A 12,636-nucleotide genomic window follows, 5' to 3' on the forward strand; every position below is an offset into this window, starting at 1 on the left:
CCCCGCCGGCCGAGGCGGCCGGTCTGGCGGCGCGGCGGGTCCGCGCGGTCCGGGCCGCCTCGCGATGGTCCGGCCCGGAAAGGAACCGCGGTGACTCTGCCGACCGAAGACCGGCGTCCCGGCGCGCCGATGACCGCGTGGCTGGGCGTGCTGGCGTTGCTGGCGGTCGTGGCGATCTCCTACATCGACCGGGTCAACGTGTCCGTGCTGATCACCGATCCGGCCTTCACGCGGCATTTCGGGATCGCGGGCAACCGGGCGGCGCAAGGCGCCCTGATGACGCTGTTCCTGGCCGGCTACGGAATCGCGGCCATGCTGATCACGCCCTGGTACGAAGCAGTTTTCGGGGTGCGGCGCGGATTGCTCGTCAGCCTGGGGTGCTGGGCGTTGTTCACTCTCGTGTCCCCGTACGCCGGGAGCGCGATGCTGCTGCTGACCCTGCGGTTCCTGCTCGGGGCCAGCGAGGGGCCGCTGTTCTCGCTGAAAACCATGTACGTCAAGGACAATTTCGCCGAAGGCGCGTGGGGCAAGCCCAACGCGGTCAGCTCGATGGGCGTTTCGCTGGGCACGGCGCTGGGCATCCCGGTGATCACCTTCGCTCTCGTGCACTTCGGCTGGCACGGCTCGTTCCTCCTGCTCGCGGCGCTCAATCTCGTGGTCGGGCTGCCGCTGGTCGCGGTGTTCGTCCGGGCCTCGCGCCGCCGGACGGCGGTCCGCGAACCGGCGTTGCGGCGGTTCGCGGGGGCGCTGCGCACGCCCAAGCTCGGCTGGATCCTGCTGATCGAGGTGGCGACGCTCGGCTATCTGTGGGGCAGCACGTCGTGGCTCCCGTCGTATTTGCTGCAGGCACGGCATTTCTCGCTGGCGCAGATGAGCGCGCTGTCGGCGCTGCCGTTCGTGGTCAGCCTCGGGTCCGGGTTCCTCGGCGGATGGCTCATCGACCGGATGCCGGCCCGCCGGGCGCCGCTCGTGCTGGTCATCGGCAGCGTCGGCACCGCGCTGTGCGCGACGGCCGTGACCTTCGCCGATTCGCGCTGGCTCGCGGCGGCGACGCTGATCCTCGCCAACGCGTTCTGGGGCCTGCAAGGACCGGCGATCCCGACCCTGGTGCAGCAATACGCGCCGGCGGGTGCGGTGGGCAGCGCCTACGGCTTGATCAACGGGGTCGGCAATCTGGTGTCCGCGCTGCTTCCCACCTTGATGGGCGTGGCGATCGCGGCGGGCGGCGACCACGGGTTCGCCGCCGGGTACGCCCTGCTCGCCGCGACCCAGCTGCTCACGCTGGTCGGTGCGGTCGTGCTGCTCCGCGGCCGCGCTCCGGCCGGGAAAGCACCCGCCGCGGCCGGTCAGCCCGCGGCGCAGTCCCGTTAGGACGCGGATAGGCTCCGTCCGCATGCCGCGGAACGAGGAGCCGATGACGATGGACCCGGTCGACCAGGTGGTGGCGGACTGGGCGCGGCAGCGCCCGGACCTGGACGCCTCGCCGATCGCGATTTTCGGCCGGGTCCGCCGGATCGCCGACCTCGCCGCAAGCGGGCTGCGCGAGTACCTGGCCCCGCACGGCCTGACCCCGGGCGCGTTCGACATCCTGTGCAACCTCCGCCGGGCCGGCCGTCCCTACCGGAAGACGCCGTCCGAGCTGGCCGCCTCCGCGCTCGTCACGTCCGGTGCTCTCACCGGGCGGCTGGACGCGCTCGAACGCGACGGGCTGATCCGCCGCCGCGACCACCGGGGTGACCGCAGGGTTAGCTACGCCGAACTGACCGCCGCGGGCCGCAAGCTCATCGACCGGGTTCTCGAAGGACATCTCGAGCGCGAGGAATCGCTCCTCGCCAACCTGGACGAAGCGGATCGCAAGGACATCGAACGGGCGCTGGCCCTGCTGGAAAGTGCGGTCCGGCGCGATAACTGACCGCGGGCAGGCAGGCAAGCAACCCGGTGCGGTGCAAAGAATCCAGGGCCTTCGCTCAGTCGTGCGCCCGACACTGCCGTCTGACGCGCCCGAAGCTTGCCGCGCGGCTGGTCGAGTTGGCTTGACGCGTCACCCGGGTGCTTGCGGGAGTTCGACGACGAACCGCGCCCCGCCGCCCGGCCGTTCCTCCGCCCACACCCGTCCGTCGTGGCGGTAGACGTGGTCCGCGACGATCGCCAATCCCAATCCGGTCCCCGAATCGGGATCCCGCCGCCCGGCGTGCACCCCTCGGGAGAACCGCTCGAAAATGCGTTCCCGGAGTTCGGCGGGCACCCCGGCGCCGGCGTCGTCCACTTCCAGCCGGACCACGCCGTTGTCCGCGTGTGCGGCCACGCGGACCGCGCCGCCGCCGTAACGGGACGCGTTGTCGAGGAGGTTCGCCAGCACCCGGTCGAGGCGTCGCCGGTCCGCGGCTACGAGCAGCGGTTCCGGGGCGAGGTCGAGAGTCGGGGGCGGGGCCGGGCTGCTCGCGACGCCGCTGCGGACGAGCGAGCCGAGGTCGACCAGTTCGCGTTCCTCGCCGTGGTCGGCTTGGTCGACGGCCGAGATCTCCAGCAGGTCGAGCACCATGCCGCGGAACCGCCGCAGTTCGGCGAGCAGGAGCTGCAACGCCTTCTGCGCGGGCGCGGGCATTGCGTCGCGGCGGCGCTCGAGGACTTCCGCGACGGACGTCATCGTGGTGAGCGGGGAGCGCAGTTCGTGGCTGACGTCGGCGGCGAACCGGGCGTCGCGGCGGACCCGTTGTTCCAGCGCGTCGGCGGTGGAGTTGAACGTCGCGGCGAGCGGGGCGAGGTCGGGTCCGGCCTGTTCGGGCAGCCGCGCGCGGAGGTCGCCGCGGGCGATGCGGGCGGCGGTTTCGGTGAACGCGGCGAGCGGACGGAGCGCGCGCCGGGCCGCCCACGCGCCGAGTGCGACGCCGAACAGCCCGCACGCCACGGTGCCCGCCACGAGGATCATGCGCAGGTTGCGGAAGGTCCGTTCGAGCCCGAGCAGCGGATGCAGTTCGACGTAGTAGCCGTTCGACCGGGCGAGTTGTTGCGCGACCGCGAGGACCGGGATCCCGTCGGCGGTGAACCGTTCGTGCGCGGGCGCGCCGGGACGGGCGCGGGAGAGCAGGCCGGGCGGGAGGTCCGCGGGGCCGACCGGGCGTCCGGCGGTGTGCCAGCCGCCGGGCAGAGCCACGAGGATCGTCGAATTCGGCCCGGAGGTGAGGCCGGACAGCAGTTCGCCCAGACTGCCGGTCCGGTCGCGGACCTCGTTCTCGACCAGCCGCGCGTTGATCCGGGAATGCCGGTCGGCGCTCTGCTGGCGCTGATTGAGCAGGTAGTCGGTGGCGAGGTGCCAGGTCGCCGCCGACAACGCGCTGACCACCACCAGCAGCCCGAGCCCGAACGCCGCGGAAACCCGGCAGCGCAAGGAAAGCCGGGACACGGAAGCGGGGATCACGGCCGGGGCTCGGCACGGTAGCCGATTCCCCGGACAGTGAGCACGAGACGCGGACAATCGGGATTCGGCTCGACCTTGCGCCGCAATCGCCGGATGTGGACGTCGAGCAACCGCGTGCCACCGAAGTAGTCGCGCCCCCAGATCCGGTGCAGCAACTGCTCCCGCGTGACGACCTCTCCGTCGGCGGCGGCCAATTCGGCCAGCAGGCGGAATTCGGTACGGGTAAGGCGAATGGGGACGCCTTCGCGGGAGACGGTGTCGTCGTGCGTGCTCAGCAGCAGATCGCCGACCTGGAGACAACACCTGCGAACCGGCGCCGCGCGGCGCAACAACGCGCGGATGCGGGCCGCCAGCTCGCCGGCGACCAGCGGCTTGGTCACGTAGTCGTCCGCACCGGCTTCCAGCCCGGCGATGACGTCCTGGCTGTCGGCCCGGGCGGTGATGACGATGACCGGCAGATCCCCGCGCACGCGCAGTTCCTTGCAGACGGCGAGCCCGTCCATGCCCGGCAGCATCAGGTCGAGCAGGACGACGTCCACGCGCACCGATTCCAGCATCGCCAACGCGTCCTCGCCGCACGCGGCTTGGGTCACCGTGCAGCCCTGGTCCGCGAGAGCGAGTGAAAGCGCTTCGCTGATCAGGGCGTCGTCCTCGACCAGCAAGACTCGGACCGTCATCGAGCCGCCCCTCCGCCGCGGAACCTGCCCTAGAAATTGTTCCCTACCGCGGCAAGGGCAGGCGGGGTGCGGATTCCTGCGCGAATCTGGGCGGACAGTGGGGTTTTCGGTGGAGGTGTCGTGAGTGGCGATGCCGCTTAGAACCGGCGTCGCCACTCACGACCTCACGGCAGCTGCCGCACCAAGTAATCCCACACCGCCTGCACCGCACGCGGGTGATAGATGTGCTCCCGCTTCGCATGCGACTCCTCCGGCGACGACCAGCTAGGCCATCCGCCGAAGGACTGCGTCAGCAACTGCTGCTCACAAGCCCGCTCCAGCACCACCGCGGCGACGGTCGCGCTTTCCACCGAATCGCCGACCGCGACAATCCCGTGGTTCACCAGGAACACCGCCCGGGCATCGCCGAGTTCCGCGGCCAGGGACTTGCCCAATTCCGGTGTCAGGATCAGATCCGCGGTCTCGGTGTAGCGCGGTACTTCGGGCGGCACGAACAGGTTCGCGGCATGGCTCACCGGCCGCAGCTCCTGTCCCGTCGCAGCGAGGGCGACGGCGTGCGGGGCGTGCGTGTGCACGACCGCGTTGACGTCCGGTCGCGCGGCGATGACCTCGGTGTGGATCGGGTATTCGCTGTGCCGCGGCCCGGTGCCGGAGACGACCTCGCCGTCGGCGTTGACGAGCTGCACCCGCTCTGGCGTCACCTCCTCCATGCCCCATTCCGCCGACTTGATCCACACGCCGCGGCCGTCGTCGTCACGGCACGAGACGTGGCCCCAGATGAGGTCGCCCTGTCCGGCGGCGGCCAGGATCCGGGACGACAGCGCGACGAGTTCCTGTTGCGTGCTCATCGGTGCACCAGCCCGCCGTTGACGCTGAGGGTCTGGCCGGTCAGGTAGCCCGCGTCGTCGCTGAGCAGGAACGCGGCCAGCCCGGTCATGTCGTCGGCCCCGGCGGGGCGGTGCAGCGATTGGGCGCGCAGCATGGCCTCGCGTTGTTCGGGCGTCACGGTTTCCCGCGCGACTTCGGTGTAGACCGGGCCCGGCGACAGGGTGTTGACCCGGATGCCGAACTCGCCGAGTTCCCGTGCCATCGAGAAGGTCATGCCGTGCACGCCGCCCTTGCTGGCGACGTAATGCAGGTACCCGGGGCGGCCGAGTTGCACCGCGTCGGAGCCGATGTTGACGACGCTTGCCGACGGCGAAGCCTGGAGCAGCGGGAGCAGCGCCGACACGAGCAGCCACGGGCCGCGCAGGTTGACCGCCATCAGACGGTCCCATTCCTCGTCGGTGATCTCCCAGAACGGCTTCATCTTGATGGTGGAGAAGATCGCGGCGTTGTTGATCAGGCCGTCGACCCGCCCGTGCGCTTCGGTGAGCTGCGCCGCGAACTCGGTGCAGCTGGCGCGGCTGGAGACGTCGAGGGCGTACGCGCTGGCTTTGCCGGGACCGTCGAAGGAAGCGGCGGTGGCTTGGACACCCTCGAGGTTGAGGTCGGCGAGCACCACGGTCGCGCCTTCGGAGACCAGCCGGCGGGCGTAAGCCGCGCCGATGCCTTGGGCCGCGCCGGTCACGACGACGACCTTTCCGGCGAGTCCGTTGAGGGTCATGTCAGGCTCCAGCTTCGGTAGGAGGGTTCGCCGTCCGGGACGATCTCGGTGGACAGCAGCGTCAGGCAGCCGGGGCAGAACGCTTGGCGCAGCAGGACTTCCCGGTCGACGAACGCGGCGGGATCGGCGTGGACGCCCGGTCCGGCGTCGGTCGAGGGCCGTTCGTGGCGCAGCGCGTGCGCCATCGGTTCGGCGGTGGTGTCGCCGATCCGGGCCGAGCAGTGGCGGCAGACGACCGCGCCGGTCGCGTCGTCCACGCGGAGGTTCAGGTCGAGGTTCACTGGTGCGCTCCTTCCGGCGGCGTGAGCCCGGCGCGCTCGTACCGCAGCCGGTCGCGGTGCGCCGCGGTAGCCGCGAGGTCAGGCGCGCCGTTGTCCAGCACGACGCCGTAGACGTCGAGAGCGGCGATCGCGGACACCTTGCCGTCGCGGACGTCGGCGGCGACGCGTTCGGGTTCGCGGTGCAGCGGGTCGCCGATTCCGCCGCCGCCTTGCCAATGGGTGAAGTAGACGTCCGCTTCGGCGAGGTCGGTTTCCAGGTGCGGCAGGAGGGTGTCCGCGCGGCCGCGCAGGTCGTCGATCGTCTGCGGGATCCGGCCGTTCGCGAGCTGGTCGCGGACGGTGGTGTCGCGGACGAGGACGTCCCATTGCGTGGCCGCGGGATAGCCGCCGGAAATGCCGGGAGCCTGCGGGACCGCCTTGCCGTTGGCGGAGACGACGAGATGAACGCTGCGGGTGGGGGAGTCGTAGGGGATGAAGCAACTCGATGCTCCGACGCCGCCGCGCCACCGGCCCGGTCCGCCGGAATCGACCTCCTCGCGCCGCCACAGGTAGAGCATCGGGAAGCTGAACTCGTTGATCTCGATGTCGGCGATGCGGCCCATCGGAATGCAGTTCTCGCCGCCGGTGTCGACGCCGTCGCCGTCCACCTTCGCGCCGAGGCCGCCGGACATCGCGTCGCACAGCATCGTGGCGAAACCGCCGCCGCGCTGGTCGACGCCGGCCAGCAGGGTGAGATCCCAGGTGCCGCAGCAGACGCTCATCGCCGACCGGCTGAGTTCGGCGTGCGTGCTCAGCATCTGCGCGACGGTTTCGGAGACCGCGTTCTGCGTGGACCAGGCCGAGTTGACCGACGCCTTCCCGATGCCGGCCGGGAAGGTGCAGTTGTTGATCGTCCCGGGTTCGCTGACGATCTCGACGCACCGGTAGATCCCGCCCGGCGACCAGGAGATGTCCGGGCACAGCATGGTCAGCAGGATCGGCAGGATGCCGCCGCGCAGCCCGGCGAGTGTGCAGTTGATGATCCCGTCGACCTGCGGGTCGGTGCCGGTGAAATCGAAGGTCAGGGTGTCGTCCTGTTTGGACATCGCGACGACGATCTTGTGGATGTCCCGGTCGCCCGCCCGCGCGCCGTCCTGGTGCGCGACCGCCGACCACGTTCCGTCCGGCAGCGCCCGCAATTTCGTGCGCAGCTGGGCTTCCGCGTCGCCCATCATCTTCTTCATCACGGCCTTGACGGTGTCCGGGCCGTACTTGTCGATGAGCGCGGTGAGCCGGTCCTGCGCGACGTTGTTCGCGCCGATCTTCGCCCGCAGGTCCAGCCCGACCAGCCGCGGCACGCGGGACCGCCGCAGGTACATGTCCTCCATGTCCGAGCGCAGCGTGCCGCCTTCGACGATCTTCACCGGCGGGATCGGCAGCGCCTCCCAGAACACGTCGTGTCCCTCGACCGACCAGCTGCCCGGCGACACGCCGCCGAGGTCGACCTGGTGCGCGACCGCGCCGGTCCAGCAGAAGAGCTGACCGTCGTAGAACAGCGGGGCGAGGACGGTGACGTCGTTCTGGTGCAGTCCGCCGCCGATCCACGGGTCGTTCAGGAGGAACTGGTCGCCCGGCGCGATTCCCGGGTTCTCGGCGCGATGCTCGAGCGTCCAGCGCACCGCCATGTCCAAAGCGGACCCGAGCTGCATGTTGTACAGCCCGACCTGCACGGTTTCGCCGGTCTCGTCCATGATGCCCGCGCCGAAGTCGTTGCAGTCGGTCACGACGACCGAGCCGGACATGCGCTTGATCGCGTCGCCCATGTCGTCGGTGATGGCGACCAAGCGGTGCCGGACGACCTCGTAAGTGAGGGCGTCGACGTCGGTGGAGTCGACGCGGTGCAGTTTCAGGTCGCCGAACCGGGCTTCCGGGTCGAGGGGAGCGCCGGACTGGACGAATCGCTCGGATCCGGCGACGGGGATGACAGCCATCAGGAGGGTTCCTTCCGTTCGGGGAAACGGATCACGAGGTTGCCGAGACGGTCCACAGTGGCCTGAGTGCCCGGTGGCAGGGCGACGGTCGTGGTCGGCGCTTCGACGACGGCGGGGCCTTCGATCTCGTGGCCGGCGCCGAGTGCGCGGTAGTCGTAGATCGCGGCGGGCTGGCGTCCGGTGCGGACGTCGAGCAGGACCTCCCGCTCGCCGCTCGTGGCGGGCTTGCCGGGCAGGGTGCCGTGTTCGGGCAGTTCCGGCTGGATCTGCAGGATCCCGGTCGCGCGGACGCGGTAGGTGATCAGCTGCAGGCCTGCGTCGGGGAAGCCGGATCCCTTGCCGTACAACGCTTCGTAGCTCGCTTCGAAGTCGCGGCCGAGCTGCTCCACCGACTCGTCGGTCAGCTCGCCGCCGGGTACCGGGGTCGCGACCTCCGCGAGCTGCATCGTGTAGCGGATGTCGGCTTCGCGTTCGTAGCTGATCGCGGAGAAGGTGAGGCCCTGTTCGGCCAACCGGCGTTCCAGTTCCCGTTCCAGGCCGGTGAACACCTCGTTCGCGGTCTCGGCCGGCACCGGCATCGCGACCGGCTGCGACTGTTCGGCGGTCAGCACGATGTCCGAGGCGGCGAGGCCGTAGGCGGAGAAGACCGCCGCGGTGGAGCCGAGCGGGACCACGACCTCCTTGACGCCGAGGTCGGACGAGTAGCTCGCGCAGTGCATCGGGCCCGCGCCGCCGAACGCGTAGAGGGTGAAGTCGCGCGGGTCCTGGCCGGAGTTGACCACGACCTTGCGGACGAGGTCGGCGGTCTGGGCGTTCTGGATCGCGTAGATCGCCGCGGCCGCGTCCTCGACGGACATGCCGAGCGGGGTCGCGACCACCTTGTCGATGGCGTCCCGGGACAGCTGGACGTCCAGTTTCTTGCGCCCGCCCAGGAAGTTGTCCGGGTTGATGATGCCGAGGACGAGGTCGGCGTCGGTGACCGTCGGCTCCCAGCCGCCCTCGCCGTAACAGGCCGGTCCGGGACGGGCGCCCGCGCTGCGCGGCCCGACGCGGAGGTTCCCGCCCGGATCGACCCAGGCGATCGCGCCGCCGCCGGCTCCGATGGTGTGCACGTCGACCATCGGCGTGCTGATCGTGTACTGGTTGAGGATCGTGCTCGTGGTGGTCACGGGTTTGCCGTCGACGACCAGCCCGACCAGGAACGTCGTGCCGCCCATGTCGGTCGAGATCACCTTGTCGTGGCCGAGCGACGCGGCCATCCGGGTGCAGCCGACGACCCCGCCGGTGAGCACCGAACCGATGGTGGTGATCGCGTGCGCCGGCGCGTCCGCGGCGGTGACGCAGCCGCCGGAGCCCTGCATCACCAGCAGCGCGCCGGTGAGCCCGCGCTCCCGCAGTTCGGCTTCGAGCGGCCGCAGGTAGCTGCCCAGCCGAGGGCCGACCTGCGTGTTCATGATCGTGGTGACGTTGCGCGGGTACTCCCGGATGCGCGGGCTGACCTCGCTGGACAGTGCCACGTACACCTCGGGCGCTTCCTCCTGCACGATCTCGCGCACCCGCTGCTCGTGCGCGGAATTGCGGAACGACCAGAGAAACGACACCGCGATCGCCTCGGCGCCGTCGGCGAGCAGTTCGCGGACCGCGGTCCGGACGCCGTCCTCGTCGAGCGGGACGACGACGCGGCCCTGGTAGTCCACGCGCTCGTCGATCTCGCGGATCCGGTGCCGGGGCACCAGGGACGCGGGCTTCGCGGTGCGGGCCATGTGCTGGATGTCGTCGCTGCCGAGACCGGCGTAGCGGCCTTCGAGGTTCATGATGCTGATCGAGTCCGCGTGCCCGCGGGTGGTGAGGAAGCCGACCTGCGCGACGTCCCCGGTCACGAGTGCGTTCAGCGTGGAAGTGGTGCCGTGCACGACGTAATCGGTGTTGGCGAGCAGTTCGCGGACCGGGATGCCGAGTTCCGCGGCGAGCTCGTCGATCGCGGTGAGGAAGCCGGTCGCGAAATCCGGGGGAGTGGACGGGGTTTTGGCGGCGGCGAGCCGGTTGTGCTGGTCGGCGACGAAGGCGTCGGTGAACGTTCCGCCGGTGTCGATGCCGATGACGTACGCCATGAGGGCCCCTTTGCCTTCGATGGTCAGAACATGACGTTGATGGACTTGGTTTCGGTGTAGCTGAGGAGTTCTTCGAGGCTTTCCTCGCGGCCGACGCCGGATCCCTTGACGCCGCCGAACGGCACGTTGGGGAAGTGCCGGGACGAGCCGTTGATCCAGACGAACCCGGCCTCGAACGCGCGGGCGACGCGGTGCGCCCGGGTGACGTCGGAGGTCCAGACGCTCGCGGTCAGCCCGTAGTCGACGCTGTTGGCGATGCGGACCGCTTCGGCCTCGTCGGCGAACGGGATGACCGACAGCAGCGGCCCGAACACCTCCTCGCGGGCGATCCGCATGTCCGGGCGCACTCCGGTGAACACCGTCGGAGCGACGAACAAGCCCTGGTCGACGCCTGCCGGGCGACCGCCGCCGGTGGCGACCTTCGCGCCTTCGGACACCGCGATGTCGATGTAGGACAACGACTTCTCGTACTGCGCCCGGTTGATCATCGTGCCCTGTTCGGTGCGCTCGTCGAACGGATCGCCGATGCGGCGCGCTTCGATCAGCTCGACCACGCGGGCGACGAGCGCGTCGTGGACGTCCTGGTGGACCAGCAGCCGCGAGTTCGACCCGCAGGACTGCCCGGACCAGGTGAAGTTCATGCCGAACACGGCTCCGGCGGCCGCCGCTTCGAGGTCCGCGTCGGGGAACACCACCATGGCGTTCTTGCCGCCGAGTTCGAGACTGACGTCCTTGACGCCGCTCTCCGCCGCCGCGCGCTGGATGGCGCGTCCGGTCGGTTCGGACCCGATGAACCCGATCCGCCGCACGTGCCGGTGCCGCACCAGCGCGTCCGGTACCGCCGGCCCGTCGCCGACGAGCACCGAGAGCACGCCGGGCGGGAAGATGTCCTTCGCCAGCTCGGCCAGCCGCAGCGCGGACAGCGGCGCGGCCTCCGGCGGCTTGAGGATCGTCGGATTGCCCGCGACCAGCGGCGCGGCGATCTTGCCCGCGAACATCAGCGGATGGTTGTAGGGCACGATCCGCGCGACCACGCCGACCGGTTCGCGCGTGGTTACGTGCAGTGCCGTGCTGGCGGGCACCGTCGTGCCCTTCAGCTCCAGCGCCTGCCCGGCGAACATGCGCAGCTGCGCCACCGTCACGCCGACGTCGACGCGCGAGTTCGAGATCGGCGAACCGGCGTCCACGGTGTCGAGCAGGGCCAATTCCTCGCCGTGGCGTTCGATCGCGTCGGCCAGTTCCGCGACCAGCTTCGCCCGCTCGACCGGCAGGGTGTCCCGCCAGACCGCCCTCGCGTCGGCCGCCGCGCGCACCGCTTCGTCGACGTCGTCGGGCCCCGCGTCGGGGACCTCGGCGATCACCGTGCCCGTGTAAGGGGACACCCGGGAGAAGGTGGCGCCGGACCGCGCCGGGACGAGTTTGCCGTCGATGAGCAGGCGCCACTCGCGGTCGAGAAGTTCGGCGACCCGGGTCGGGATTTCCGGGCCGGAATGTGCTTCGAGCATCGTCGCTCCTGCGCTTCCTGAGTCCCGCGGGGACCTGGAGCCCCGCGTGCCGTCGGCTCATGCTAACCCCGCGACCCGGCCCGAAGTCTAGCCTGCGGACTCTGATTCTGCTATCCAGAAATAGTGCCAAGTTTTCTCCCCGGAAGCACCCGCAAACTCCCTGGTCCAGATACCATGTCTGCTATGCAGACATCCGCTGCCGAAGCCGGTCCCGCGCGGCCCGCGCCCCAGTACCCGATCGAATCCGTGGACCGCGCGCTGCGGCTGCTGCGGATGTTCAGCGCCACGCGGGAGCTGCGGCTGTCCGACGCGAGGGACGCGCTGGGGGTCGGGCAGTCGACCGCGCACCGGCTGATGGCGATGCTCGTCCACCACGGGTTCGTCGACCAGGACCCGGCCAGCCGCGTCTACCGCGCCGGGCCGGCCCTGGTCGAAATCGGGCTGTCCGTGGTGAACCAGATGGACCTGCGGGCGGTCGCGCGGCCGGTGCTGCAGTGGCTGTCCGAAACCACCGGCGAGACCGTGCACCTCGGTTCCCTGGAGGGCAATCAGGTCCGCTTCCTCGACGTGATCGAGAGCGACCGGGCGCTGCGGGTGTCCGGCCGCGTCGGCCGCACGCTCCCGGCGCACGCGACCAGCCTCGGGAAAGCGATGCTCGCGCACCTGCCCGACGACCAGATCGCCCAGCGCTACCCGGACGACGTCCTGGGCCAGGTCACCACGAAGACCATGACGAGCCGCAGCGCGCTGCTGGCCGAGATCGAGCGGATCCGGCGGCGCGGTTACGCGCTCAACGCCGGCGAGAGCGAGGACGGTGTCAGCTCGATCGGCTGCGCGGTGGCCCGTCCGGACGGTCCGCTGCTGGGCGGATTGAGCGTCGCGGCGCCGACCGGGCGGATGACGAAGGCACAGCGAGACGAGCACGCGGTCGCGTTGGTGGAGGGGTGCCGACGGCTGGCGGAGAAGCTGGTCTGACACCTAAGGCGCGCCGATCCGACCCGCTGACCGGCCAAGGTACGTGAGGGGAACCCTGAGAGGGTGTTGTGAAACCTGGTTTTGGTGCGGTGT

Annotated in this window: 11 protein-coding genes; 3 read left to right on the plus strand and 8 right to left on the minus strand. The window is 70.5% G+C overall.

Features of this window, described 5'->3' with window-relative positions; translation table 11 throughout:
• Positions 1-90: 90 nt before the first annotated feature.
• The gene (locus EIZ44_RS27720) at positions 91-1,371 is read left to right on the plus strand and encodes an MFS transporter (protein ID WP_205669897.1); all 1,281 of its coding nucleotides are present in this window, start codon (positions 91-93) and stop codon (positions 1,369-1,371) included.
• A 22-nt stretch (positions 1,372-1,393) separates the two neighbouring features.
• Positions 1,394-1,912 carry a MarR family winged helix-turn-helix transcriptional regulator gene (locus tag EIZ44_RS27725; RefSeq protein ID WP_240691432.1) on the plus strand — a complete coding sequence of 173 codons (519 nt, stop codon included), beginning with the start codon at positions 1,394-1,396 and terminating at the stop codon, positions 1,910-1,912.
• Between the two features lie 129 nt (positions 1,913-2,041).
• On the opposite strand, the gene EIZ44_RS27730 is transcribed toward EIZ44_RS27725, so the two are convergent.
• The 8 genes from EIZ44_RS27730 to EIZ44_RS27765 all read right to left on the minus strand — a co-directional run bounded on the left by EIZ44_RS27730 (position 2,042) and on the right by EIZ44_RS27765 (position 11,568).
• Positions 2,042-3,403 (minus strand): sensor histidine kinase, encoded by a 1,362-nt coding sequence (locus EIZ44_RS27730; RefSeq protein WP_205673328.1) that lies wholly within the window; start codon positions 3,401-3,403, stop codon positions 2,042-2,044.
• An 11-nt stretch (positions 3,404-3,414) separates the two neighbouring features.
• A complete protein-coding gene (locus EIZ44_RS27735; RefSeq protein ID WP_043838595.1) occupies positions 3,415-4,095 on the minus strand; it encodes a response regulator transcription factor in 681 nt (226 codons plus the stop codon).
• Between the two features lie 164 nt (positions 4,096-4,259).
• Positions 4,260-4,943, minus strand: coding sequence for a class II aldolase/adducin family protein (locus EIZ44_RS27740; protein ID WP_037806312.1), 684 nt, complete (start codon positions 4,941-4,943; stop codon positions 4,260-4,262).
• The gene (locus tag EIZ44_RS27745) at positions 4,940-5,701 is read right to left on the minus strand and encodes an SDR family NAD(P)-dependent oxidoreductase (protein WP_037806310.1); all 762 of its coding nucleotides are present in this window, start codon (positions 5,699-5,701) and stop codon (positions 4,940-4,942) included. The genes EIZ44_RS27740 and EIZ44_RS27745 overlap by 4 nt, the downstream gene beginning before the upstream one ends.
• The gene (locus tag EIZ44_RS45690) at positions 5,698-5,982 is read right to left on the minus strand and encodes an acetone carboxylase subunit gamma (RefSeq protein ID WP_134662835.1); all 285 of its coding nucleotides are present in this window, start codon (positions 5,980-5,982) and stop codon (positions 5,698-5,700) included. The genes EIZ44_RS27745 and EIZ44_RS45690 overlap by 4 nt, the downstream gene beginning before the upstream one ends.
• Positions 5,979-7,952 (minus strand): hydantoinase B/oxoprolinase family protein, encoded by a 1,974-nt coding sequence (locus tag EIZ44_RS27755; protein ID WP_134732137.1) that lies wholly within the window; start codon positions 7,950-7,952, stop codon positions 5,979-5,981. The genes EIZ44_RS45690 and EIZ44_RS27755 overlap by 4 nt, the downstream gene beginning before the upstream one ends.
• Entirely contained in the window at positions 7,952-10,063 is a 2,112-nt protein-coding gene (locus tag EIZ44_RS27760) for a hydantoinase/oxoprolinase family protein (protein WP_134732139.1), read from the minus strand. Before EIZ44_RS27760 ends, EIZ44_RS27755 begins: the two co-directional genes overlap by 1 nt.
• 23 nt (positions 10,064-10,086) lie before the next feature.
• On the minus strand, positions 10,087-11,568 hold the full coding sequence (locus EIZ44_RS27765) for an aldehyde dehydrogenase family protein (RefSeq protein WP_134732141.1): 1,482 nt from the start codon (positions 11,566-11,568) through the stop codon (positions 10,087-10,089).
• Positions 11,569-11,751: 183 nt separating this feature from the next.
• Here EIZ44_RS27765 and EIZ44_RS27770 point away from each other — a divergent pair, with 183 nt between their 5' ends.
• Positions 11,752-12,543: an IclR family transcriptional regulator gene (locus EIZ44_RS27770; RefSeq protein WP_063697846.1), complete on the plus strand. Its 792-nt coding sequence runs from the start codon at positions 11,752-11,754 to the stop codon at positions 12,541-12,543.
• The last annotated feature ends 93 nt before the right edge of the window (positions 12,544-12,636 follow it).

Source organism: Amycolatopsis nivea (assembly GCF_004522235.1).
GTDB lineage: Bacteria > Actinomycetota > Actinomycetes > Mycobacteriales > Pseudonocardiaceae > Amycolatopsis > Amycolatopsis nivea.

What these genes read in the sequence shown, in the direction of transcription:
- EIZ44_RS27740 (WP_037806312.1), bottom strand. Translation starts at nt 4,943, where the DNA reads ATGAGCACGCAACAGGAACTCGTCGCGCTGTCGTCCCGGATCCTGGCC.
- EIZ44_RS27745 (WP_037806310.1), bottom strand. Translation starts at nt 5,701, where the DNA reads ATGACCCTCAACGGACTCGCCGGAAAGGTCGTCGTCGTGACCGGCGCG.
- EIZ44_RS27760 (WP_134732139.1), bottom strand. Translation starts at nt 10,063, where the DNA reads ATGGCGTACGTCATCGGCATCGACACCGGCGGAACGTTCACCGACGCC.
- EIZ44_RS27755 (WP_134732137.1), bottom strand. Translation starts at nt 7,952, where the DNA reads ATGGCTGTCATCCCCGTCGCCGGATCCGAGCGATTCGTCCAGTCCGGC.
- EIZ44_RS27735 (WP_043838595.1), bottom strand. Translation starts at nt 4,095, where the DNA reads ATGACGGTCCGAGTCTTGCTGGTCGAGGACGACGCCCTGATCAGCGAA.
- EIZ44_RS27770 (WP_063697846.1), top strand. Translation starts at nt 11,752, where the DNA reads ATGCAGACATCCGCTGCCGAAGCCGGTCCCGCGCGGCCCGCGCCCCAG.
- EIZ44_RS27725 (WP_240691432.1), top strand. Translation starts at nt 1,394, where the DNA reads ATGCCGCGGAACGAGGAGCCGATGACGATGGACCCGGTCGACCAGGTG.
- EIZ44_RS27765 (WP_134732141.1), bottom strand. Translation starts at nt 11,568, where the DNA reads ATGCTCGAAGCACATTCCGGCCCGGAAATCCCGACCCGGGTCGCCGAA.